21 protein-coding genes are annotated in these 21,898 nt (G+C 69.0%); 8 read left to right on the top strand and 13 right to left on the bottom strand.

The features are described 5' to 3' along the window. The 3 genes from OM513_RS17865 (at position 1) to OM513_RS17875 (ending at position 3,839) form a co-directional block, all read left to right on the top strand. Complete coding sequence (locus tag OM513_RS17865) at positions 1-1,803, top strand: acyl-CoA dehydrogenase C-terminal domain-containing protein (protein ID WP_264946097.1); 1,803 nt, start codon at positions 1-3, stop codon at positions 1,801-1,803. A 66-nt stretch (positions 1,804-1,869) separates the two neighbouring features. Continuing rightward, positions 1,870-2,346 carry a PH domain-containing protein gene (locus OM513_RS17870; protein WP_264946098.1) on the top strand — a complete coding sequence of 159 codons (477 nt, stop codon included), beginning with the start codon at positions 1,870-1,872 and terminating at the stop codon, positions 2,344-2,346. Beyond that, complete coding sequence (locus OM513_RS17875) at positions 2,343-3,839, top strand: PH domain-containing protein (RefSeq protein ID WP_264946099.1); 1,497 nt, start codon at positions 2,343-2,345, stop codon at positions 3,837-3,839. The genes OM513_RS17870 and OM513_RS17875 overlap by 4 nt, the downstream gene beginning before the upstream one ends. Positions 3,840-3,849: 10 nt before the next feature. Here OM513_RS17875 and OM513_RS17880 read toward each other — a convergent pair whose 3' ends face one another. The 5 genes from OM513_RS17880 to OM513_RS17900 all read right to left on the bottom strand — a co-directional run bounded on the left by OM513_RS17880 (position 3,850) and on the right by OM513_RS17900 (position 8,435). After that, positions 3,850-5,217, bottom strand: coding sequence for a cell wall hydrolase (locus OM513_RS17880; RefSeq protein ID WP_264946101.1), 1,368 nt, complete (start codon positions 5,215-5,217; stop codon positions 3,850-3,852). A gap of 152 nt (positions 5,218-5,369) precedes the next feature. Continuing rightward, positions 5,370-5,702: a hypothetical protein gene (locus OM513_RS17885; protein WP_264946103.1), complete on the bottom strand. Its 333-nt coding sequence runs from the start codon at positions 5,700-5,702 to the stop codon at positions 5,370-5,372. A 90-nt stretch (positions 5,703-5,792) separates the two neighbouring features. Next, the gene (gene cysK / locus OM513_RS17890) at positions 5,793-6,713 is read right to left on the bottom strand and encodes a cysteine synthase A (RefSeq protein WP_264946105.1); all 921 of its coding nucleotides are present in this window, start codon (positions 6,711-6,713) and stop codon (positions 5,793-5,795) included. 20 nt (positions 6,714-6,733) lie between these two features. Next, a complete protein-coding gene (locus OM513_RS17895; protein ID WP_264946106.1) occupies positions 6,734-8,029 on the bottom strand; it encodes an MFS transporter in 1,296 nt (431 codons plus the stop codon). Between the two features lie 91 nt (positions 8,030-8,120). Beyond that, positions 8,121-8,435: a hypothetical protein gene (locus OM513_RS17900; RefSeq protein ID WP_264946107.1), complete on the bottom strand. Its 315-nt coding sequence runs from the start codon at positions 8,433-8,435 to the stop codon at positions 8,121-8,123. Between the two features lie 73 nt (positions 8,436-8,508). Between OM513_RS17900 and OM513_RS17905 the strand changes: the two genes are divergently transcribed. Beyond that, a complete protein-coding gene (locus OM513_RS17905; protein ID WP_264946108.1) occupies positions 8,509-8,898 on the top strand; it encodes a WYL domain-containing protein in 390 nt (129 codons plus the stop codon). Positions 8,899-8,946: 48 nt separating this feature from the next. Here OM513_RS17905 and OM513_RS17910 read toward each other — a convergent pair whose 3' ends face one another. From OM513_RS17910 to OM513_RS17930, 5 genes are all read right to left on the bottom strand, one after another. Then, positions 8,947-9,486, bottom strand: coding sequence for a hemerythrin domain-containing protein (locus OM513_RS17910; protein WP_264946109.1), 540 nt, complete (start codon positions 9,484-9,486; stop codon positions 8,947-8,949). A gap of 124 nt (positions 9,487-9,610) precedes the next feature. Continuing rightward, the gene (locus tag OM513_RS17915) at positions 9,611-10,171 is read right to left on the bottom strand and encodes a glycine zipper 2TM domain-containing protein (protein WP_264946112.1); all 561 of its coding nucleotides are present in this window, start codon (positions 10,169-10,171) and stop codon (positions 9,611-9,613) included. A gap of 210 nt (positions 10,172-10,381) precedes the next feature. Continuing rightward, positions 10,382-11,128: an outer membrane protein gene (locus OM513_RS17920; RefSeq protein WP_264946114.1), complete on the bottom strand. Its 747-nt coding sequence runs from the start codon at positions 11,126-11,128 to the stop codon at positions 10,382-10,384. Positions 11,129-11,491: 363 nt separating this feature from the next. Then, on the bottom strand, positions 11,492-11,956 hold the full coding sequence (locus OM513_RS17925; RefSeq protein WP_264946116.1) for a DUF3592 domain-containing protein: 465 nt from the start codon (positions 11,954-11,956) through the stop codon (positions 11,492-11,494). 76 nt (positions 11,957-12,032) lie between these two features. Next, a complete protein-coding gene (locus tag OM513_RS17930; RefSeq protein ID WP_264946118.1) occupies positions 12,033-14,339 on the bottom strand; it encodes an ATP-dependent helicase in 2,307 nt (768 codons plus the stop codon). Between the two features lie 126 nt (positions 14,340-14,465). Here OM513_RS17930 and OM513_RS17935 point away from each other — a divergent pair, with 126 nt between their 5' ends. After that, positions 14,466-16,040, top strand: coding sequence for a putative bifunctional diguanylate cyclase/phosphodiesterase (locus tag OM513_RS17935; protein WP_264946119.1), 1,575 nt, complete (start codon positions 14,466-14,468; stop codon positions 16,038-16,040). A 13-nt stretch (positions 16,041-16,053) separates the two neighbouring features. Here the strand turns inward: OM513_RS17935 and OM513_RS17940 are convergent, their stop codons facing one another. Beyond that, positions 16,054-16,926, bottom strand: a complete 873-nt coding sequence (locus OM513_RS17940) for a hypothetical protein (RefSeq protein WP_264946121.1) — start codon at positions 16,924-16,926, stop codon at positions 16,054-16,056. Here OM513_RS17940 and OM513_RS17945 point away from each other — a divergent pair. Both OM513_RS17945 and OM513_RS17950 read left to right on the top strand, forming a co-directional pair. After that, complete coding sequence (locus OM513_RS17945; protein ID WP_264946122.1) at positions 16,910-17,641, top strand: hypothetical protein; 732 nt, start codon at positions 16,910-16,912, stop codon at positions 17,639-17,641. The two genes, OM513_RS17940 and OM513_RS17945, sit on opposite strands and share 17 nt — an antisense overlap. Before the next feature lie 135 nt (positions 17,642-17,776). After that, a complete protein-coding gene (locus tag OM513_RS17950; RefSeq protein WP_264946123.1) occupies positions 17,777-19,414 on the top strand; it encodes an inorganic phosphate transporter in 1,638 nt (545 codons plus the stop codon). Between the two features lie 145 nt (positions 19,415-19,559). Here the strand turns inward: OM513_RS17950 and OM513_RS17955 are convergent, their stop codons facing one another. Continuing rightward, positions 19,560-19,736 (bottom strand): hypothetical protein, encoded by a 177-nt coding sequence (locus tag OM513_RS17955; protein ID WP_264946124.1) that lies wholly within the window; start codon positions 19,734-19,736, stop codon positions 19,560-19,562. Positions 19,737-19,864: 128 nt separating this feature from the next. Between OM513_RS17955 and OM513_RS17960 the strand changes: the two genes are divergently transcribed. After that, positions 19,865-21,124, top strand: coding sequence for an MFS transporter (locus OM513_RS17960; protein WP_264946126.1), 1,260 nt, complete (start codon positions 19,865-19,867; stop codon positions 21,122-21,124). A 7-nt stretch (positions 21,125-21,131) separates the two neighbouring features. Here the strand turns inward: OM513_RS17960 and rsmD are convergent, their stop codons facing one another. Further along, complete coding sequence (gene rsmD, locus OM513_RS17965) at positions 21,132-21,671, bottom strand: 16S rRNA (guanine(966)-N(2))-methyltransferase RsmD (RefSeq protein WP_264946128.1); 540 nt, start codon at positions 21,669-21,671, stop codon at positions 21,132-21,134. Positions 21,672-21,898: the final 227 nt, after the last annotated feature.

Consider the following 21,898-nt stretch of genomic DNA (forward strand, 5'->3'; position numbering starts at 1 on the left):
ATGCCGCAATATACCCCGCCGATCCGTGACACCCGCTTCGTCCTCGACCGCGTCCTGAAGGTCGATCGCTATGCGGACCTGCCGGGCTTCGCCAGCGCGTCCCCGGAAATCGTGGGCGCGGTGCTGGAAGAGGGCGGAAAGTTCGTCGCCGAGGTGCTGTTCCCGCTCAACCAGATCGGCGACCGCCAGGGCTGCACCCGTCACGAGGACGGCAGCGTGACCACGCCCGACGGCTTCAAGGAGGCCTATAAGAGCTTCATCGAGGCCGGCTGGACCACGCTCGCCATGCCCGAGGAATTCGGCGGGCAGGGCATGCCCCACTATCTGTCCACCGCGTTCGAGGAATATCTGATCAGCTCCAACATGGGCTTCGCCATGTACCAGGGGCTAACGCTGGGCGCGGTGAGCGCGATCATGGCGAAGGGATCGCACGAGCAGCAGGCCAAATATCTGCCCAAGATGATCTCGGGCGAATGGGGCGGCACGATGAACCTGACGGAGCCGCAGTGCGGCACCGACCTGGGCCTGATCCGCACCCGCGCCGAGCCGCAGGCGGACGGCAGCTACAGCATCACCGGCACCAAGATCTTCATCTCCGCCGGCGAGCACGACCTGACCGACAACATCGTCCACCTGGTGCTGGCCAAGACCCCCGGCGCGCCGGACAGCAGCAAGGGCATCTCGCTGTTCATCGTCCCCAAGTTCCTGGTGAACGAGGATGGTTCGCTGGGCGAACGCAACGGCGTCTCGTGCGGATCGATCGAGCACAAGATGGGCATCCACGGCAACGCCACCTGCGTGATGAACTATGACGGCGCCACAGGCTGGCTGGTCGGCGAGGAGATGAAGGGCCTGGCCGCGATGTTCATCATGATGAACGCCGCGCGGCTGGGCGTGGGCCTGCAGGGCCTGTCGCTGGGCGAGGTCGCGCTGCAGAACGCCGTCCAGTACGCGAGCGACCGCCGCCAGGGCCGCGCGCTCACCGGGCCGAAGGAGCCCGGGGAGAAGGCCGACACGCTGTTCGTCCACCCCGACGTCCGCCGCATGCTGATGGAGGGCAAGGCGCTGACCGAGGGGCTGCGCGCGCTGTGTCTGTGGGGTGCGCTGCTCGTGGACCTGAGCCACAAGGCCGGGAGCGAGGAGGAGCGCCAGACGGCCGACGATCTGGTGAGCCTGCTGACCCCGGTCATCAAGGGCGTGGGCACCGACATCGGCTATCGCGTCGCGACCGACAGCCAGCAGGTCTATGGCGGCCACGGCTACATCGCCGAATGGGGCATGGAGCAATATGTCCGCGATGCCCGCATCTCGATGATCTATGAAGGCACCAACGGCGTTCAGGCGATGGACCTGGTGGGCCGCAAGCTGGCGCTGAACGGCGGCCGCGCGATCCAGGCCTTTTTCGCCATGGTGGCCGGCGAGATCGCGGAGGCCAAGGGCGACGCGAAACTGGCGGGCCTGGCCGAAGCGCTGGAGAAGGCGCTGGGCCACCTGCAGGGCGCGACGATGTGGCTCGCCGCCAACGGCTTCAAGAACCCCAATGACGTGGGCGCGGGCGCCTATCCCTATATGCAGCTCACCGGCACGGTGACGCTGGGCCTGATGTGGCTGCGGCTGGCCAAGGCGGCGCTGGAAGCGCTGGCCGAGGGCGGCGGGGACACGCGCTATTACGAAGCCAAGCTGGTGACCGCGCGCTTCTATGCCGAACGCTTCCTGCCCGAGGCGGGCGGGCTGCGCCGCAAGGTGGAGAGCGGGTCGGAAGCGGTGATGGCGCTGGACCCGGAGATGTTCCGGGCGGCATGACGGCGGCCCGCGCCGGGCGGGGAAGGGGGCTTGAGCAACCGGCCCCGTTCCCCGCATAACCCGGGCATGGCCATCGACATCGTCCCCCTCGAACCGCTCGAGCGCGGACAGCTTCATGTGATGCGCGTGCGCGGGGCTTTCACCGCGCTGGTGCTGATCGGACTTGCGGTCGCCGCCGAGCTGATCCTGGCGGAGCGGTTTCCGCTGCCCGGGCTGGTTGCGGCACCGGTGCTGCTGATCGCGATCTGGGTGGGGCTGATCGCGCCGTCGCGCCGCTGGCGGCATTGGGGCTATGCCTTTACCGGCAGCGAACTGCACGTCGCGCACGGCTGGCTGTTCCAGGTCCACACGATCGTGCCGGTGGTGCGCGTGCAGCACATCGACGTCGCGCAGGGGCCGTTGCAGCGCGCGTTCGGCGTGGCCACGCTGGTGCTGCACACCGCCGGAACCGATGCGAGTACCGTGGGATTGCCGGGCATCAGCCGCGAGACCGCCGAGGATATCCGCGATTCGATCCGCGCGCGCATCGGCAGCGCGCAGTGACCGACGACTCCGCATGCGCCCCCGGCGCGGAGGAACCGGGCGAGGGGCCGAAGCGCACCGCCCCCGCAACGATCCTGATCCGTTTCCTCAAGGAAGCGCCATCCTCGATCATCGGCCTCGTCGCGCTGCTCGCGCTGGCGCAGCGGCAGAGCCTCGGCGCATGGGCGGTGCTGGTGCTGCTGGGCTGGGGCGTGGCGATGGTGCTGTTCGCCTGGCTGCGATGGCGCAGCTTCACCTATGAGATCGCCGAGGGCGAGGTGGTGATCGCGCAGGGGCTGCTGCACCGCAGCCGCCGGTCGATCCCGTTCGAGCGCATCCAGGACGTTTCGATCGAGCGATCGCCGCTGGCGCGGCTGCTGGGGCTGGCGCTGGTGCGGATCGAGACCGGCGGCGGCGACAAGGACGAGGGCAAGCTTGACAGCGTGACGCTGGCCGAGGCGGAGCGGCTGCGTGCGACGCTGCGCGGCGGGCTCGGGCGGCGAAATGCCGCTGCGGAGCGGCCTGCGTCCGGCGCGCATCCGGCGGTGGAAGAGGATGACGACGCCGATCTCGTCTTCGCGACGGGCTTGGGCCGGGTGCTGCTGGCCGGTGCGTTCAATTTCTCGCTGATCTGGGTCGCGGCGATCTTTGGCGTGCTCCAGACCTTCGACGACTTCATCGACTGGCGCGGGCTGTTCGACGCGGTTGGGCGCGAGGTGGAGGCGCATTCGAGCCTGACCGAGCTGATCGGCGCGGCTGCGATCGGCATCGGCATCACGATCGGGCTGGGATTCGTCGCGGGGATGGCGCGAACGGTTTTGCGCGACTTCGGCTTCCGGCTGACGCACGCGCAGGGCCGGTTCCGGCGCACGCGCGGGCTGCTGACGCGCAGCGAGGTGGTGATCGACGACCGGCGCATCCAGCTCGCGCTGCTGCGGCGCGGGCTGATCAGCGGGCACCTGGGCTGGGTGGGGCTCGATTTCCAGACGCTGGGGGGCAGCAACGATACCGGTGGGCGCCAGCAGGCCGCGCCCTTCGCCCGGGTGAAGGAGGCCGCACGGGTGGTGGCGGCAGCGGGGCTGCCGCGCCTTGAGCAGCCGGCGCTGGTGCCGGTATCCTCTGGCCATATCGTCCGCGCGGCGATCCGCCATGGCGGGCCGCTGGCGCTGGCGGCGGGGATTGGCGCGATCTTCCTGCCGCCGCTGATCTGGCTGTTCCTGCTGCTGCCGGTGCCCGTGGGGCTGGCGCTGCTGCGGCGGCGCAATCATCGCTATGGCATGCGCGAGACCAGCCTGCAGGTGATGCGCGGCGTGCTGGTGCGGCGGTGCTGGATCGTCCCCTATGGCGCGGTGCAAGTGGTGTCGGTGCGGCGCGGCCCGCTCCAGCGCCTGCTCGGCACGGCGAGCGTATCGGTGGACACCGCGGGCGCCGGGGTGGCGCACCACCCGAACGTCGAGGATCTGGCCGTGGACGACGCGGTCGCGCTGGCCCGCGGGCTGCTCGAGCGGGCCTGAGCCGGCAGCTTCAGGGCGCCGGCGCGGGGCTTGGGCTCGCCCGCGGGGCAGGCTGGAGCGCGCCATCGCGGCGGCGGATGCCGGAGAGCGGCGTTGGGCCGGCGGGCGGAATCACCAGCGCGCCGGGGGTCAGCGTGGGTGACGGCGCGGGGGCGGGCGCGGCGAGCGGCTGGGCGCGCATGCACTGCACCGGGCTGGGCCGCGGATATTGGCCGCAGTTCCACAGCGCCTTGGCGAAGCCGCGGTTCTGATCGCGCAGATAGCTGAACGACATCGCCGCCACCTGCGCCGAGCTGAGCGGCAGCCGCGCCGGCGTCTTCGACGGATCGGACCAGGCCATGAACTTGCAATAGGGCTTCTCGCCGCAGGTGCGGATCGCGAGGCTGGCGAAGCTGTCCGCGTTCATCCCGCGCGGCAGGGTGACCAGGAACGCATTGTCCTCGCCCGCCACGGCGGCGGGCACCTGGCTCGCCGGGATCGCCTCGGGCGCGACCGCGACTCCGGCAGCGCCAGGCTCGGCGCCGGCCAGCTCGGCGAGCAGCGCACCGGGATCGCCGCCATGTGCGCCCGATAGCGCGGCCATCTTGGCGATGTTGGGCTCCGCGCCCGCATAGGAGAGCGTGTAGGCGCCGGGCGTCCCCCAGAACCCCGTCCAGCGGAAGAACAAATGGGTGTGGACCTCCGTGATCTTCTCCAGGCTGGAGCTCCAATAGGGGAACACCCAATCGGTGTGATAATGGGTGGCGTGGCCGACGGGGGCGTATACCGATCCGTTGAGCGCCATCCGTGCCAGCGCGCGGGCGCGCTCCCAGGCGGCGGCGCTGGGCTTGCGGCGGATCATCGCGCCGTCGCAGGTGAAGGTGAACTGGCAGCCGGTCTTGCGCTCCGATCCCTGGAAGACGACGCCGCACACCGTCTTGGGGAAGGCGGGGTGGCGCATACGGTTCAGGATCACCTGCGCCACCGCGCGCTGGCCGATCGCATCGTCGCCCGCCTCGTAATAGACCGCGGCGGCGAGGCAGTCGATCGCGCGCGCCTGGCTTTCCAGCGATCCATAGAGCTGGAACGGGGCGGCGGGGGGATTGGGTTCGGTGGAATAGGGGATCGATGCGTTGATCTTGCGCGCGTCGTCCTCGCTGACGGCCTGGAGCCGGACGGGATCGACCTTGGGCAGCTCGGTGCGCGGGACGACGCGCGTGGCGATGGCGACCTGGCCCGGCAGCGCCGCCGGGTGCGGCGCGAAGGCCACCAGCAGCGCGGGCACCGCCAGCGCGGCGGCGGCGAGCAACGCGACCGGGATGGCGAGGCCCAGCGGCAGGCGCGGGCCGATGAGTTCGAGGAGATCGCGGCGCAGCGCCGCCAGCATCGGGTTCAGCACGGCATGGCGCCCGCGGCACGGCACCGGGCCGGGGAAGGGGATGCGGTCAAGCGAACGGCTCCTGGCTGTAGGGCAGGGCCATAACGCAGAAATATGGCAGTTGGAACCATGGCCGGCCGGCCCATGTTCGGGCCGGGCGCGGCGCGGTCAGCTCACTCGGGCCAGAAGCCCGTCGCCTCGCACAGATCCCATCCGTCGGCGGCCTTGAGCCGGCACGCCGCGCTGGAGGAGCCGGAGCATTGCTTCACCTCGCGCTGATAGCGCTTGTAGCAGCTTTCCGGCTTCACGGGCGCGGCGGGTTCGGCGGCGGGAGCCGGGGCAGCGGCATGCGCGGGAGCAGGCGCCGGAGGTTTCGCGCGGGTGGCCGCCACCGCGGCCGCCACCGGCCGTGCGTCGACGATGCTGGCGTCGAGCCCGGGGCTCTTGCCCCCAAAGGCAAGAGGCCAACCAAGAAAGATCGCCAGCATCACACTGACGCAAATCATGGCATTGCGCACGCGAGTTCCCCCCGGAAAGCTCGTCTACTAACCCCGACTCACCTGATATACCGTTAATGTTGCATTCATGCGAGTCTATCAGCTCTCGGGCAAGAAGTCCGGAACGGACAGGTAGCGCTCACCTGTATCATAATTGAACCCCAGCACGCGGCTGCCGGGGGGCAGATCGGCGAGCTTCTGGCGGATCGCGGCGAGCGTGGCGCCCGAGCTGATGCCCACCAGCATGCCCTCCTCACGCGCCGCGCGGCGGGCCATTTCCTTCGCATCGCCGGCGTCCACCTGGATCACCCCGTCGATCGCGTCGGTATGCAGGTTCTTGGGTACGAAGCCGGCGCCGATGCCCTGGATCGGGTGCGGCGCGGGCTGGCCGCCGGAGATGACCGGCGAAGCCTGGGGCTCGACCGCGAACACCTTGAGCGACGGCCAGCGCTTCTTGAGCGTCTCCGCCACGCCGGTGATATGGCCGCCAGTGCCCACGCCGGTGACGACCGCGTCGAGGGGGGCGTCGGCGAAGTCGGCCAGGATCTCCTGCGCGGTGGTGCGCACATGGACGTCGATGTTGGCGGGATTCTCGAACTGCTGGGGCATCCAGGCGCCTGGGGTGGCCGCGACGATCTCCATCGCGCGCTCGATCGCGCCCTTCATGCCCTTTTCGCGCGGGGTCAGGTCGAAGCTGGCGCCATAGGCCAGCATCAGCCGCCGCCGTTCGAGCGACATCGATTCGGGCATCACCAGGATGAGCTTGTAACCCTTCACCGCCGCGACCATCGCCAGGCCCACGCCGGTGTTGCCGCTGGTCGGCTCGACGATCGTGCCGCCGGGCTTGAGGTCGCCGGATTGCTCCGCCGCCTCGATCATCGAAAGTGCGATTCGGTCCTTGATCGAGCCGCCGGGGTTCGATCGTTCGGACTTGATCCACACCTCGGCGCCCGGGAACAGCCGCTGGACGCGGATGTGGGGGGTGTTGCCGATCGTCTCCAGGATCGTGTTGGCCTTCATGTCGACGTCTCCTTTGGCGTCTATTCGAGGGTGGCCGGTGGATCGAAGGTGCGGGCCCGCCGCAGCTCCGGGAATAGCTTGGCCCATAGCGCCGTGACAAGGATCGCGCCGATCCCGCCGCCCACGACTGCGGCGACCGGACCGATCAAAGCGGCGAGGAACCCAGATTCGGCCTCGCCCAGCTCGTTCGATCCCGAGATGAACAGCGTCGAGACCGCGCCCACGCGCCCGCGCATCGCATCGGGCGTGTAGATCTGGATCAGCGACTGGCGGACATAGACCGAGACCATGTCCGCCGCGCCCAGCAGAAACAGCGCGGCGAGCGAGATCATTACCGCGGGGGCGAAATCGCTGCCGACCATGCCCGGTCCCGCCAGTGAGACCATCACCGGCCCGGCAAGGCCGAACACGATCGTGGCGAGGCCGAATCCAGCCACTGCCAGCAGCATCTTGGTCCCCACGTCGCGCTTGAGCGGGCGCCATGAGAAGAGCACCGCGATCAGCACCGCACCCACCGCCGGAGCCGCACGCAGATGGCCCAGCCCGTCGGCGCCGACATGCAGCACGTCACGCGCATAGACCGGCAGCATCGCCGTCGCCCCGCCCAGCAGCACCGCGAACAGATCGAGCGAGATTGCGCCCAGCACCAGCCGGTTGCGCCGGACATAATGGAGCCCGTCCACCATCTGTGCCCAGGGGTTGCCCGGTGCGGCCGGAGGGCGCGGAACGGGCGAGATCAGCATCAGCATCAGGAACGAGAGCAGGAACAGCCCCGCCGAAACCGCATAGGCCAGCCAATCGGCCGCGCCATAGAGATAGCCGCCCATCGCGGGGCCGATAACGGTGCCGCCCTGCCAGGCGAGCGAGCTGAGCGCGATCGCGGTGGGCAGCAGCTCGCGCGGCACCAGGTTGGGCGCCAGCGCGCCCAGTGCCGGCCCGGCGAATGCGCGCGCTACGCCGAGCAGCGCGGCGATACCGAACAGCGCCGGGAGCGATATTGTGTCCGTCCAGGTGAGCCACGCCAGCGTCGCGGCGCACCCGGCCTCCAGCGCCAGCGCGGCGCGGCCGATCCAGCGCCGGTCGATCCGGTCCGCCACCCATCCCGCGGCCAGGCTGAGCACCATCAGCGGCAGGAACTGCGCCAGCCCGATCAGGCCGAGCTGGAGCGACGCATCCTGGATGCTCATCGTCCTGCGCGCGATGTCGTACACCTGCCAGCCGATGACGATCACCATCGCCATCTGGCCGAGCATCGCCGAGAGGCGCGCCACCCAGAAGAAACGGAAGTTGGCGACCGCGAAAGGATGCGAGGGCATGGCGGCGCTCTAGGACCGCCACGGGCATCCGCGCAACGCACGATTGGCTATCCGGCACCAAAGCTGAGGCATCGGCACCGGATCGGGCGCCTCAGACGATCTCGTCGGCGATCAGGAACTGGGCATCGTCCACCTTCGACATGAACTGGCCCATGATATCCTGCACCACCGGCCCGGGCATGTCCTGGGAGGTGAAGCCGTCCAGATCGGCGATGTCGAAGATCTCGATATAGTCCATCGCCGGCTTGCCCTCGCCGATCAGGAAGCCGCGGACGCGATGGTTGGCGAAGGCGGCGACCCGGGTCAGGCCGCGCATCGCGGGATAATCGGTCGAGCGGACCCAGGCCTCGAACTCGTCTGCGGTCACGCCGGGCTTCAGATTATAGGTCAGGATCACCTTGGCCATCGCGGGCATCCTCTTGCTGGTTGTTACCAGGGCAGAACATGAAGCCCGCAATGGCACGCGGCAAGGCGGATAAATGGCGCTCCAGACTCTTGCTGCGCTGCAGCACAATGGCTATCTGGGCCTCATGTACCGTAGTGAAGAAACCCCCGTAGCGATGCCGACCGGACCTGCACCCGTTTTGTTCGAGGCGATCGCCACCAAGCGTTGCGTGGAAGCGGCGTATAATGGCGGCCATGTGGTGCTGGCGCCGCACGTGGCGTTCGTGCGCCATGGCGCGATCTATATCGGGGCGATCACCATCACCCGCGACGGGCGTATCCCGCGCGAGGAGAAGATCGGTATCTTCAAGCTGGACGGGCTGGTGGATCTGCAGCTCAGCGACCGCATCTTCGCGCGTAGCCCGGCGTTCGATCCGCGCGACGAGCGCTTCGCCGAAAGCACCCTGATCGCCGCCGAGGCCTGACGGCCGGCGCGGTAGACAGGGGCCAGCCGGGCTCCCGGCCGTTGGCGATCACGCGGTGGCGCGGATCGCCTCGGCCTCTTCCATTTCCAAGTAGATCCGGCTGCGGACCTTCCACGCCTCCGCGGCATAATTCACCGGCTCCACCAGCGGCGTGATCCGATCGGTGCCCGGCTGAACGGGCAGGAGCGGGAACAGGTCGCTCTCCTCAGCCAGAAGCCGGACGCGGATGCGCCGCACGAGCAGCGACACCGCCGCGCGATACTCGTCCCACTGGCTCTCCGCGGGCAGGCCCTGCCAGCGATCGAAGTGGCGGCGATACTGGTCATAGACGCCGCGCAGATCGGCACTGGACCGGGCGGCGCGGGCGGCCACATCGGCCCGGCGATCGGCCATCATCGGCTGAAGCACCAGTGCCTCGACATGGGCGAAGTGAAGCAGCAGATCACGCGCCAGCGCCCAGCGGTGCGGAGCGATCTCGTCCATCGACCCGGGATAGGCCCCGGAAACCAGGCGTTCGACCTCGTCGAGCGCGGTGATGACCCGGGCGCGCTCGCAGCGCAGCTTGGCGATGATCGGTGAACTCTCCATGATCACCGGATAGCCCGGCCCGGCCGCCGCGTAACTTCAGGACTTGTGCGGCGCGGCGCGGAAAGCCTGCGGTAACCATTGCGCGGCGGGCCGGAACCCCGTGCCCGCCGCGCCTCTTCCGCGATCAGCGGCAGCGGATTTCCTGCTGGTTGCGGTCGATCGCCTGGCCCGCGAGCCCGCCGACCAGCGCCCCCAGCAGCGTGCCGACCGAGCGCGAATGCCCGCCGTCGATCGCGTTGCCGAGCAGCCCGCCTGCCACCGCGCCGACGATCAGCCCGGTCGTGCCGTCATCGCGCTTGCAGTAATAACGCCCGTCGCGGCCGCGATAGACGCGCTCGTCCGAACGCAGCACGCGCTCGCGATACTGCGGGCCGGTGCGGTAATAACGGCCGGGATCCCAATCGCCCTCGTTGCGATAGTCCTGGTCCCAGCGCGAATCCTGCCATGCGGGGCGCCGCGCGCGCCATTGCTGATAGCGGTCGAACGCCTGCTGGAACGCCTGAAGCTCGGCGGCGAAGCGCTGCTGCGCGGCCTGGAACCGGGCTTCCTCGTCCTGGCCGGAGGGGCCTGCGGGCGGCGGGCCGGGGCGCCAGCCGCCGGTCTGGGCCGAAGCGGGCGAGGCGAGGGCGATCGCGGCGGGGGCAAGCGCCATGGCGGCAGCGATCGTGATCTTGCGGAGTTTCATTGGTGTTTCCTCCTTCTTCTGTGTCGGCGGGCCCGGCTGCGCCGGGGACTCGCGCACTGGCGGCCCTGCGTCCCGTCCGATTGCGCTGGGATGAACCCGTGCGGCTGCCGCGGCAAGCCGCGCAAAGGAAAGGACCGGCGGAGACGGGCTCTGCGCCCGCCGCCGCCGGTCCTCCTTCATTCCGTTCCGATGGCCGCGGGGGCCAGCCGGTCAGAAAGCGTAGCTGAGGCCCACGCGCACCTGATGCGAGCGGAAGTCCTGGTTCAGCGTCTCGGTGTACGCCGGCGAGGTGAAGGCGCTGCCCGGGCGATAGGCGGTCGTGTAGGTCACGTCGCCCTGATCCGAGTAGAGATACTCGATCCGCGCCGACAGGTTCGAGCCGATGCGCTGCTCGACGCCGCCGCCGACTACGAAGCCGTCGAGATCGGCCTTCACCAGCGCGGCCTTCGAATAGCCGCCGTCCGAAGTGATCTCCGCGCCCAGGTCCACGCGGCTCCACGCCCAGCCGCCGGTGGCATAGATAAGCGTCTTGCCCGCGCCATAGCCGGCGCGCGCACGCAGCGAGATGGTGTAGTCCGGATCGGTGATGTTGATGAAGCTGTAGTTCGGCGTGCCGGCCGACGCGGTGGTCAGCGTGTCGCCGCCGTCCACCTTCGTGAAGTCGGCCTCGACGCCCAGCACCAGCGGGCTGTTACCCTGATAGTTATAGCCGATGTGGACGCCGTAGAGCGCGCTGTCCGCACCCTGATCGTTGGAGAGATCGGCCACGACGCGGTCGCGAAGCGACTGCGATTCGCTTGCCCACGCGCCAGACAGCGTCACTTCGCTGTCGGACGTGCTGTGCCCATAGCCGCCCTGGACGCCGACATAGACGCCGTTCCAGACGGGCTCTTCCTGCGCGAGAGCCGGAGACGCCACACAAGCGAGCGCGGCGGCGGAAACAACCAGTGCCTTCATACGCGAATACCCTCTTAATCGAATTGGGGAACGGCCCAAGGGGTCGGCCTCGCCGGGATGCTCCGCATGATCCCGCTGGCGGGGGAGCTGGGCCGGAAACATGATATTATGTCTTAGAAATGCCTTATAAGTAAATTTAACTAAAACATAAAATGCGGATGCGGCCGCGCAATGGCAGGGACATTTGTTTCTGTCAATGCGGACGCGGGGTAGATACGCGCGAGTGGGGAACTGGTTGCGGCACCGGCATGAAAAAAACTGCGGCGGCATGGTGCGCAGGCGCGACGATCCGTTCGCGACGCCGCCGGGAAGCGCGCGGGACCGGGGATCAGCGGGCGGGCCGCGTCGCGGCTCCGCTTCGGGCTATCGCGAAAGCTGGCTGCCGACCACGGAAACGCCGATCGCGATGGCGAACAGCAGGATCCCCAGCCAGAGGAAGGTGCGGCCCACCCGGCCGGTTTCCAGCACCGATTGCGCGGGATCGGCGGGATCATAGGCCACCTGCACCGCGGCTCCGGCCGGATAGCGGGCGGCATAGGCTTCGGCCTTGTAGCGCGAGCCGAAGCTGGGCGCGGGGCCGAAGTGGATGCGCTTGCCGGTGCGCGCCTGCCCGCCGGCCTGATAGGCATAGGTGACCGCGACATGGTAGCTGTAGCTGACCGCGCCGTCATTGCTGCTGCTGTCGCTGTGTTCGGTGACGTCGCAGCGTTCGATCACGCCGGCCGCGCGCGGCCAGGCGGATGCTTCCGCGGCCTTCCGCACCCCGCGATAGTGAAGGAAGAAGAATCCGCCCGCAAAGGCGAGCACGATGAGCGCGATCGATGTCATGGCCCTATCCCCCCGAAATTGACCGCCGGCGGGCTTAGCGCGGGCGGGGCGGCTTGGCGATAGGGCGGGGCCGCGATCAGCCGGCGGTGACGAAGCTGTCCATTACCCGCTTGCGCCCGGCCTGCTCGAAATCGATCTCCAGCTTGTTGCCCTCGATCTCCACGATCTCGCCATAGCCGAACTTCTGGTGGAACACGCGCTGGCCCAACGACAGGTCGCCGCGCGGCTTGGCGCCGAAGCTGACCGCCGAGGCGCGGCTTTCCAGCACGCGCGCGGGCTCGCGCGTGAAGGTGCGGCTGGTGAAGCCGCCGCCGGGCTTGCTCATGTCCACCCCCGCCGCGCGCTGCCAGCCTGGGCCGCGGCCCGTGCCGCGCGAGACATCGGCGAAGGGATCGGCGCGTTCGGACCAGTTGGCCCGCCACAGGCTCTCGCCGCCGCTCATCGTGCTGTCTTCCTGCACATGCTCGCGCGGAAGCTCGGCGATGAAGCGGCTCGGCAAGCTGCTGGTCCACTGGCCGTAGATGCGGCGGTTGGCGGCGTGGAGGATGATCGCCTGGCGCCGTGCCCGGGTGATCGCGACATAGGCGAGGCGGCGTTCCTCCTCGAGCGACGCCAGCCCGCCCTCGTCCAGCGCGCGTTGCGAGGGGAACAGCCCTTCCTCCCAGCCCGCGAGGAACACCGTGTCGAATTCCAGCCCCTTGGCGGCATGGATCGTCATGATGGTGACCTTCGGCTCCTCCGCCGCACCTTCATTGTCCATCACCAGGCTGACATGCTCCAGGAACGCGCCGAGGCTTTCATATTCCTCCATCGCGCGGACCAGTTCGTTCAGGTTCTCCAGCCTGCCCGCGGCCTCGGCGGTGCGATCGGCCTGCCACATCGCGGTATAGCCGCTCTCGTCGAGGATCTGGCGCGCAAGCTCCGGGTGGGGGAGCGCGTCGCCCGCCGCCCGCCAGCGGGCGAGATCAGCGACCAGGTTCGCAAGCGCGCGCCGCGCCTGGGGCGTCAGCTCATCGGTGTCCAGGATGCGCGCGGCGGCGGTGGTCAGCGGCACCTGATCCGCGCGGGCGAGCTGGTGGACCTTGGCCAGCGCCTTGTCGCCCAGCCCGCGCTTGGGCGTGTTGACGATGCGTTCGAAGGCCAGATCGTCAGCCGGCTGCGCCACCACGCGCAGATAGGCGAGCGCGTCGCGGATCTCCTGCCGCTCATAGAAACGGAAGCCGCCGACGATGCGATAGCCCAGGCCGATGGCGATGAACCGGTCCTCGAACTCGCGCGTCTGGTGCTGCGCGCGGACCAGGATGGCGACATCGTCCAGGCTGGCGCCGCCACGCTGGAGCCCTTCGATCTCCTCGCCGACGCGGCGGGCCTCCTCCGGCCCGTCCCATACGCCCAGCACGCGGACCTTCTCGCCGCTGTCATGCTCGGTCCACAGCGTCTTGCCCAGGCGCCCGGCGTTGTTGGCGATCACGCCCGACGCGGCGGCGAGGATATGGGGCGTGGAGCGATAATTCTGCTCCAGCCGGATCACCTTGGCACCGGGGAAGTCCTTTTCGAACTTCAGGATGTTCTCCACCCGCGCGCCGCGCCAGGAATAGATCGACTGATCGTCGTCGCCGACACAGCAGATGTTCTTGCGCTCCTGCGCCAGCAGGCGGAGCCAGAGATACTGGACGCTGTTGGTATCCTGATATTCGTCCACCATGATGTAGCGGAACCGCTGCTGATAGCTTTCCAGCACGTCGCGGTGCGTCTTCAGGATGCTCAGCACATGGAGCAGCAGATCGCCGAAATCGCAGGCGTTCAGCGCGCGCAGCCGTTCCTGATAGGCGGCGTAGAGCGCCTGGCCCTTGCCGTTGGCATAATGCTCGCTCTCGCCCGCGTCGATGTCGGCGGGGGTCAGGCCCTTGTTCTTCCAATTGTCGATCAGCCCGCCAAGCTGGCGCGCGGGCCAGCGCTTCTCGTCCAGCCCCGCCGCCTGGATAAGCTGCTTGAGCAGGCGGAGCTGATCGTCGGTGTCGAGGATGGTGAAGTTGCTCTGAAGCCCGACCAGCTCGGCATGGCGGCGGAGCATCTTCGCACCGATCGCGTGAAAGGTGCCCAGCCACGGCATCCCCTCCACCGCCGAACCCACGAGCCGGCCGACACGCTCCTTCATCTCGCGCGCGGCCTTGTTGGTGAAGGTGACCGCCAGGATCTCCGACGGATAGGCCCGCCGCGTCCACAGCAGGTGCGCGAGCCGCGCGGTGAGCGCCGCGGTCTTGCCCGTGCCGGCGCCGGCGAGCACGAGTACCGGCCCCTCGGTGGTGAGCACGGCATCGCGCTGGGGCGCGTTCAGCCCGGCGAGATAGGGCGGGTCCTGGGTGGCTGCGGGCAGGGTCACCTGCGAACAGTTAGGGAACGAGGCGATTCGGGGCAAGCGCCGCGGGGAAATCCCTAGGCCGCACTTTAACACCCGTTAGCCAGCCCCGGGCCAGAGCATGCCATGATCAGGAGAGGGCGTGTGCGGGTGACCTGGAAAAGCAAGCTGTTCCGTCCCATGGAGGCGATCGTCACCGCCGCCGCCGCGATCGCACTCGCAATCGTCTTTGCTGGCCTCGACGCCTTCGATCGGCTGGCCGCGTTCATGGCCCGCCACGAGGGGTGGGAGCTCGACGAACTGTTCTTCGTCCTGTTCTTCGGCGGGGTCGGAGCACTGGTGCTCGCGATCCGGCGCGCGCGGGACTTTGGCGGCGAGATCCAACGTCGCGAGGAGGTGGAGGAGCGTGTTTTCGCGCTGGCGCGGCACGATCCGCTTACGGGCGCCGCCAACCGCAGGCTGCTGCAGGCCGAACTGCCGGGGATCATCGAAAGCGCGCGTGCCGCAAACCGGCAAGTCTCGGTGCTGATGATCGACCTGGACCAGTTCAAGCCGGTCAACGACGTCTTGGGGCATGATGCGGGCGACCTGGTTCTGGTCGAGGTCACCGCGCGCCTGCATCGCGTGTGCGGCGCGGACGCGCTGATCGCGCGGCTGGGGGGCGACGAGTTCGTCGTCGTGCTGGGCGATCAGCTCGGCTCCGATCCGGCGGCGCGGATGGCGAGCAGCATCATCCGCGCGCTGAGCCTGCCGATGGAGATCAACGGGCGCCGGACCGATGTGGGCGCGACGATCGGCATCGCCCGATTCCCCGTGGACGGCGGCGACGCCGACGAGCTGCTGCGCGTCGCCGATGTCGCCATGTATGAGGGCAAACGGGCCGGGAAGGGCGTCTATCGCTTCTTCCATGCGGAGATGGACGGCAGGCTGCGCGCCCGCGCCGAGCTGGAGGCCGGCCTGCGTACCGCCATCGAATCCGGGCAGATCATACCGTTCTTCCAGCCGCTCTATTCGCTGGCGAAGGACCGGATCATCGGGTTCGAGGCGCTGGCGCGCTGGCAGCATCCCACGCGCGGGCTGATCCCGCCCGACGAGTTCATTCCGATCGCCGAGGATATCGGGCTGATCGGCAAGCTGTCGCAGCGGATTCTGCGGGACGGTTGCATTGCCGCGCGCGACTGGCATCCGGACACCACCTTGTCCGTCAACATCTCGCCGGTGCAGCTTCGCGATGCCTGGCTGGCGCCGCGCATCCTGGGGATCCTGGCCGAAACCGGCTTCGCGCCGCAACGGCTGATTGTCGAGGTGACCGAGAATGCCGTGATCGACGACGTCTCTGCCGCGGCCGAGGTGTTCGCATCGCTCCAGCGCGCGGGAATCCGCGTGGCGCTGGACGATTTCGGCAAGGGCTATTCCAGCCTGTCCCACCTGCGGCAGCTCCGCTTCGACCATATCAAGATCGACAGCTCGTTCGTGCGCACGATGGATTCGGCAGAGAGCCAGAAGATCGTCAGCGCCGTCGCCGGGCTGGGCCGCGCGCTGGGGATGCCGGTGACGGCCGAGGGCGTCGAATCGGAGGATACCGCACGCAAGCTGCGCGAACTCGGCTGCGATCAGGCGCAGGGATATCTGTTCGGCGTGCCCGGCAGCCGGAGCGAGGCCGCGCACATGCTGGCCGGCAACGACGCGGAACGGCTGGCTGCTGGCCTGCGCCAGGCCGTCTGAGGTGGCGGGTTCGTCAGCGGCCCTTGCAGGCGCCGCCCTCAAGGATGTCCTTTGCGGCCGCGCGATAGGCGGGCAGCAATTCGCCGAAGACGCCAGCCAACGCGGCGGGATCGGAGAGGCCCGGGTATGCGGCACGCAACGTAACGCAGCCGGTCGCATCGTTCAGCACGATGGCGGCGAAGGCCGAGCAGGTCTTGAGCAATGCCTCCGACCCCGGCAGCGACGGGCTCGCAAAGGCGACGTAGATGCTGTCGCACTGTGTCCGCGCGCGCGTGAAATTGGCCACCCGCGCGGGATCGGTGCCGGGCAGATCGGCGTTGCGGATGGTGATGAGGAAGTTGGCGCTGGCAAGGGTCGACCAGACAAACCTGGCATTGCCGGTGACGTGCGTGGGAACATAGTCGCTCGGATTGAACTCGCTGCCCGGCGTGCCGCCGTCCGCGGTGCGGAACGGCGAACGGCTCTGCTGGGGAGAGGGCGGCGCGGAGGGCGCGTCGCTCCCGCAGTGCTTCTCGATGAAGCTGCGGAAATAGCGTTCCGAATTGGAGGATTCGAAATATCCGGGGCCGTCGATGGCGTCCCGCAATTCCACGCAGAATTCGTCGCCACGGGCGTCGTCGCCACGCTCATAGGCGTTCAGCGAATCGGTCATCAGCGCGTCGAGTTTCTTGACGTCGAACCAGCCGGTCGTCCTCTGGGCATGGGCAGGCATCGCCGCGGCCAGCAGCGGCGCCACAAGAACCCCAGTGAATATCCGCATGGCCGCCGTACCCCTGTTGCGCTTGTCCGGCGCGTAGGTGACGGCAAACGCATGATGTGTCCAGCCTGCCGGGCAAGCGGCCGCATCCTTCGCGGACGGGCCGCCTGAGATGGCGGTGGGGCGCATAGGGCGGGCGTTGCCGCCTGTGCTGGCGGCGGTGCTGGCGGCCGCCTCCGTTCCTGCCCGGGCACAGGGCGGGCCGGAGCAGCTCGATCAGCTTGAGCCCGGCGCGGGCGAATGGCAGCTCGAATATGCCGGCGTGTTCGGCGGCGACGGCGAGCAGGAGCTGGAGGCGCTGTTCGCGCTTTCGGACCGGTTCGCGATCGGCGCGACCGCCGAGTTCGAGGGGCCGGGGGGCGGCATTCGGCTCGACGCGATCGGGGCCAAGGCGCTGTATCGCATGATCGATCCGGACGGGCACCCGATCGGGCTGGGTATCGGCGCGGAGGCGGCGGTGAGCGCGGACGGAAGCTTCGCCGCAGGCGAGGTGCGGCTGATCGCGGAGAGCCGGCCCGCGCGCTGGTGGATCCAGGCGGACGCCATCCTGCGCCACGCGCGCGAGGATGGGCTGGGCGGCACCGGGATCGCCTATGCCGGATCGGTGCAGCGCGGGCTGGGCAGCGCGGCGTGGCTGGGGATCGAGGCATCGGGGCAGGTGCTGCGGATCGCGGGCGACCCCGGCCTGGCGCCGCGCGGCCAGCACTATATAGGCCCCAGCCTGACGTTCGAGCGCGAGATGGCGAAAGGAAACGAGGCCGAGATCGGCATCGCCTGGCTGGAGCGCGTGCGCGGGCAGGGGCCGGGCTCCGGCCCGCGGATATTCGTCCAGCTAACCTTTTGAAGAATTTGCCGCCGGCACGGCCTGCCCAACGGGCGTCGACCGCGCTTCGCAAATCGACGAGTCCTTCCGGGGACCGCGTTGTGTAACGATATTGTCATTAGCCTGTCACACATCCCGGCCAATGGCGCGCTCATCATGGCGACGATCGCACTAGACCAGGCCCCGCCGAGCGACACCCCGGCGGCTCCGCGTCTCGATTACAAATCCCACCCGCTCACCAAGTTCCTGTTCGCGCTGATCCTGATCGGCGGGCTGGTCTATGCCGGGTGGAGCGTGATGAACGATACCCAGGGCGTGGGCGAGGAGCTGGCGCTGGGCGTGTTCGCCTTCCTGGCGCTGGCGCTGCTGATCGCGCTGGCGTTCGAGTTCGTGAACGGCTTTCACGACACGGCGAACGCGGTCGCGACGGTGATCTACACCAATTCGATGCCGGCGCATGTCGCGGTCGTCTGGTCCGGCTTCTTCAACTTCCTGGGCGTGATGCTCTCCAGCGGCGCGGTGGCCTATGCCATCATCACGCTGTTGCCGGTGGACCTGATCCTGAACGTGGGATCGTCGGCCGGTTTCGCGATGATCTTCGCGCTGCTGTTCGCCGCGGTGCTGTGGAACCTCGCGACCTGGTATGTCGGGCTGCCCAACAGCTCCAGCCACACGCTGATCGGTTCGGTTCTTGGCGTGGGATTCGCCAACCAGCTCATCTCCGCCGGTTCGCGCGGCGGCACCGCGGGAGTCGACTGGAGCCAGGCGCAGAAGGTGCTGACCGGGCTGTGGATGGCGCCGCTGATCGGATTCGGCGCGGCGCTTCTGCTGCTGCTGGTGATGCGCCTCGTCGTGCGCAGTCCCAAGCTGTACACCGCGCCCGAGGGCAACGCCCCGCCACCGCTGGGCATCCGCGCGCTGCTGATCGGCACCTGCACCGCCGTTTCCTTCACCCATGGTTCGAACGACGGGCAGAAGGGCATGGGGCTGATCATGCTGATCCTGATCGGCTGCGCGCCCACCGCCTATGCGCTGAACCGCACGCTGCCGGCGTCGGCGACCCCGGCCTTCGTCCAGACCGCCAATGTGGCGACCGCCGCGTTCGATTCGCGCGGCGGGCCGGACATGACGGCGCCCGAGGCCCGCGAGCGGCTGACCCGCGCGCTGCAGGAACGCAAGGCGACGGCGCCGGAGGTTTTCGGCGCGCTTGAGAGCCTGTCGCGCGACCTGACCCGCCAGGTTTCGCAATATGGATCGCTGGGCGGCGTGCCCGCCGAGGCGACGCCCAATGTGCGCAACGACATGTATCTGGTGCTCGACACCGCCAAGCTGGTGCTCAAGAAGCCCGAGGGCTTCACGCCCGGCCAGGTGGCGGCGATCAAGAGCTATCAGGAATCGCTGGAGGCCGGCACGCGCTTCATCCCGCCGTGGGTGAAGGTGGTGGTGGCGATCGCGCTGGGGCTGGGCACGATGGTCGGCTGGAAGCGCATCGTGATCACCGTGGGCGAGCGCATCGGCAAGCAGCACATGACCTATGGCATGGGCGCCACCGCCGAGCTGGTGGCGGCGGGAACTATCCTGGCGGCCGACCGCTTCGGCCTGCCGGTTTCGACCACGCACATCCTGTCCTCCGGCGTGGCGGGCGCATCGGTGGCGAGCGGCCACGGCCTTCAGGCGCGCACCATCGCCCAGCTCGCCGCGGCATGGCTGCTGACGCTGCCGGTGGCGATGGCGCTTTCGGGCGGCCTCTATTGGGTGATGCTGCAGGTCGTCCACGCGGTGGGCGCACACTGAGGACCGGCGAGCGGGCCTAACGCGGCCTCGTTCGCCCTGAGCCCGCCGAGCGAGTAGCTCCAAAGGCCTGCCAGCACCTGCGAGCGCCCTTCTGCCTACAGGCACGGGCGATCGGGCCGGGCGCGAGCGGATCGCGCCGCGGGCTTCAATCCAGCCCGGTGGCCTTCGCGCCATATTCCAGGCTGAAGACGAAGCCCTTCGCGTCCGCGCGAAGGTCCGCCTTGATGCGGTTCACGGGGTTGCCGAACATCAGCAGCGCGCCCGCCAGAATCGCGAACAGCACGGCATAGGCAACGCGGCGGCGGCCTTCCGATTCGTGCATCGCGGCCTCCCTCTTTGCCGTGTTTGCCGATGACGGAACGATTAGGGCACGGAAGCTGTCGCGCGGATGAACGGGCTTGCCTTTCCGCTACGGCAAGCCGCATGGATGCGGCGAGGGGAGGCGTATCCATGGCGCAAGCATCGCACCGGCGGATCCTGTTCGCGAGCCTGGTCGGCACCGCGGTGGAATTCTACGATTTCTATATCTACGCGACCGCGGCGGCGCTGGTTTTTCCGGCGCTGTTCTTCCCCGCGAACAATCCCGAGGTTCAGGTGGTGCTCTCCTACGCCACCTTCAGCGTGGCGTTTTTCGCGCGGCCGCTGGGCGGGCTGGTGTTCGGCCATTTCGGAGACCGGATGGGCCGGAAATCGACGCTGGTCGCATCGCTGATGCTGATGGGGCTTTCGACGCTGCTGATCGCCTTCCTGCCCACCTATGCGATGGTGGGGATCGTGGCGCCGCTGCTGCTGTGCCTGTTGCGTTTCGGCCAGGGGCTGGGCCTGGGCGGCGAATGGGGCGGGGCGAGCCTGTTGGCGGTGGAGAATGCGCCGCCGGGCTGGTTCTATCGCTATGGCGCCTTCCCGCCGATGGGGGCGCCGGTGGGCTTCATCGCCGCCAACGGATTCTTCCTGCTGCTCGGCATGTTCCTGGACGACGCGCAGTTCCGCGAATGGGGCTGGCGCATCCCCTTCCTGGCGAGCGCACTGCTGGTCGTCATCGGGCTGTGGGTGCGCCTCAAGATCACCGAGACGCCCGATTTCCGCGAGGCGATGGAAAAGGCGCCGCCGCCGCGCGTTCCAGTCGGCGAGCTGCTGAGCAAGCATTTCCTGCCCACCTTCGCGGGCACGATCGGCGCCGTGGCCTGTTTCGCCCTGTTCTATATCTCCACCGTGTTCGTGATCGGATACGGCACCAAGGCGCTGGGCTATGACCGCGAACTGTTCCTGGCGGTGGAGCTGGGCGCGATCCTGTTCATGGCGCTCGGCATTCTGGCCGCCAGCCATTACGCCGACAAGGCGGGCGGAGGGGCGATCCTGTTCTTCGGCTTCGTCGCCACCATCCCGGTCGGGCTGCTGATGACGATGCTGCTGGTGCCCGGATCGCTGATCAGCGTGTTCCTGTGGCTGGCGGTGGGGCTGTTCGTGATGGGCTTCGTCTATGGCCCGCTCGGCGGATGGCTGCCCAGCCTGTTCCCGGCGCGGGTGCGCTATACGGGCGTGTCGGTGACGTTCAACCTGGCCGGGATCATCGGCGGCGGCATGACCCCGCTGATCGCGGAGGCGCTGGTGAAGCAGGGCGGGCTGGGGCTCGTCGGCTATTACCTGGCCGGGGCGGGCGTGCTGAGCATGCTGGGGCTGGCGCTGGTGCGGGGGCGGCAGCCCGCCTGAGGGCGGCTCAACCCGCCCGCAGCAGCGTGATCCGTGCCTTGCCGTGGACGCGCTCCGCGTCGGCGGTGAAGCCTGCGACCTCGACCTTCTCGTCCTTCGCGGTCTCGATGCTGATCCAGGTCGCGGGGCCGGCCCAGCCGAGGCGGGCGAGCTTGTCGAGCGCGACCATTCCGGCGCCGGTGCCATAGGGCGGGTCCATCAGGATCAGGTCGAGCGGCGCAGGCGCGGGGCCGAGCGCCATCACCGAACCGGGGCGGACCTCCGCCCCCTTCGCGCCCAGCTTCGCGACATTCGCCCGGAGCGCGTCGAGCGCGGCGCGGTCCTGCTCGACGAACAGGCAGGTGGCGGCGCCGCGCGACAGCGCCTCCAGCCCCAGCGCGCCCGATCCGGCGAAGAAATCCGCGACCGCCAGCCCCTCGAAGCTGCCCACGCGGCTGGCCAGCATCGAGAACAGCGCTTCGCGCGTGCGATCGGCGGTGGGGCGGGTGGTGTCGCCCTTCGGCGCCGCGAGCGGACGGCCGCGCCACTGACCGGCGATGACCCTCATTTACGCGGCCCCCTGGGCGCTCCACGGGAGGGCGGGCGCGGGCCGGAGGTGCCGGACGGCTTGCGCGGGCGAGCGCCGGGCCGGGCTCCGCCTTCCGGTTTCGCCGGGCGAGCGCCGCCCTCCTGGCGCGGCGGGGCCTTGACCGCGAGCTTGCCGGGCCGGCGCGGCTTGGGCGGCGCGGCCTTCGCCTCGTCGGCGGGCTGGGTGTCGCGGAAGGCCTTGGCGCG

This window comes from Sphingomonas canadensis, assembly GCF_026013525.1.
In the GTDB taxonomy this organism is placed as follows: Bacteria; Pseudomonadota; Alphaproteobacteria; order Sphingomonadales; family Sphingomonadaceae; genus Sphingomonas; species Sphingomonas canadensis.

What these genes read in the sequence shown, in the direction of transcription:
- OM513_RS17865 (WP_264946097.1), top strand. Translation starts at nt 1, where the DNA reads ATGCCGCAATATACCCCGCCGATCCGTGACACCCGCTTCGTCCTCGAC.
- OM513_RS17870 (WP_264946098.1), top strand. Translation starts at nt 1,870, where the DNA reads ATGGCCATCGACATCGTCCCCCTCGAACCGCTCGAGCGCGGACAGCTT.
- OM513_RS17885 (WP_264946103.1), bottom strand. Translation starts at nt 5,702, where the DNA reads ATGATTTGCGTCAGTGTGATGCTGGCGATCTTTCTTGGTTGGCCTCTT.
- cysK (WP_264946105.1), bottom strand. Translation starts at nt 6,713, where the DNA reads ATGAAGGCCAACACGATCCTGGAGACGATCGGCAACACCCCCCACATC.
- OM513_RS17895 (WP_264946106.1), bottom strand. Translation starts at nt 8,029, where the DNA reads ATGCCCTCGCATCCTTTCGCGGTCGCCAACTTCCGTTTCTTCTGGGTG.
- OM513_RS17900 (WP_264946107.1), bottom strand. Translation starts at nt 8,435, where the DNA reads ATGGCCAAGGTGATCCTGACCTATAATCTGAAGCCCGGCGTGACCGCA.
- OM513_RS17905 (WP_264946108.1), top strand. Translation starts at nt 8,509, where the DNA reads ATGGCGCTCCAGACTCTTGCTGCGCTGCAGCACAATGGCTATCTGGGC.
- OM513_RS17910 (WP_264946109.1), bottom strand. Translation starts at nt 9,486, where the DNA reads ATGGAGAGTTCACCGATCATCGCCAAGCTGCGCTGCGAGCGCGCCCGG.
- OM513_RS17915 (WP_264946112.1), bottom strand. Translation starts at nt 10,171, where the DNA reads ATGAAACTCCGCAAGATCACGATCGCTGCCGCCATGGCGCTTGCCCCC.
- OM513_RS17920 (WP_264946114.1), bottom strand. Translation starts at nt 11,128, where the DNA reads ATGAAGGCACTGGTTGTTTCCGCCGCCGCGCTCGCTTGTGTGGCGTCT.
- OM513_RS17925 (WP_264946116.1), bottom strand. Translation starts at nt 11,956, where the DNA reads ATGACATCGATCGCGCTCATCGTGCTCGCCTTTGCGGGCGGATTCTTC.
- OM513_RS17945 (WP_264946122.1), top strand. Translation starts at nt 16,910, where the DNA reads ATGGCGGTGGGGCGCATAGGGCGGGCGTTGCCGCCTGTGCTGGCGGCG.
- OM513_RS17940 (WP_264946121.1), bottom strand. Translation starts at nt 16,926, where the DNA reads ATGCGCCCCACCGCCATCTCAGGCGGCCCGTCCGCGAAGGATGCGGCC.
- OM513_RS17950 (WP_264946123.1), top strand. Translation starts at nt 17,777, where the DNA reads ATGGCGACGATCGCACTAGACCAGGCCCCGCCGAGCGACACCCCGGCG.
- OM513_RS17955 (WP_264946124.1), bottom strand. Translation starts at nt 19,736, where the DNA reads ATGCACGAATCGGAAGGCCGCCGCCGCGTTGCCTATGCCGTGCTGTTC.
- OM513_RS17960 (WP_264946126.1), top strand. Translation starts at nt 19,865, where the DNA reads ATGGCGCAAGCATCGCACCGGCGGATCCTGTTCGCGAGCCTGGTCGGC.
- rsmD (WP_264946128.1), bottom strand. Translation starts at nt 21,671, where the DNA reads ATGAGGGTCATCGCCGGTCAGTGGCGCGGCCGTCCGCTCGCGGCGCCG.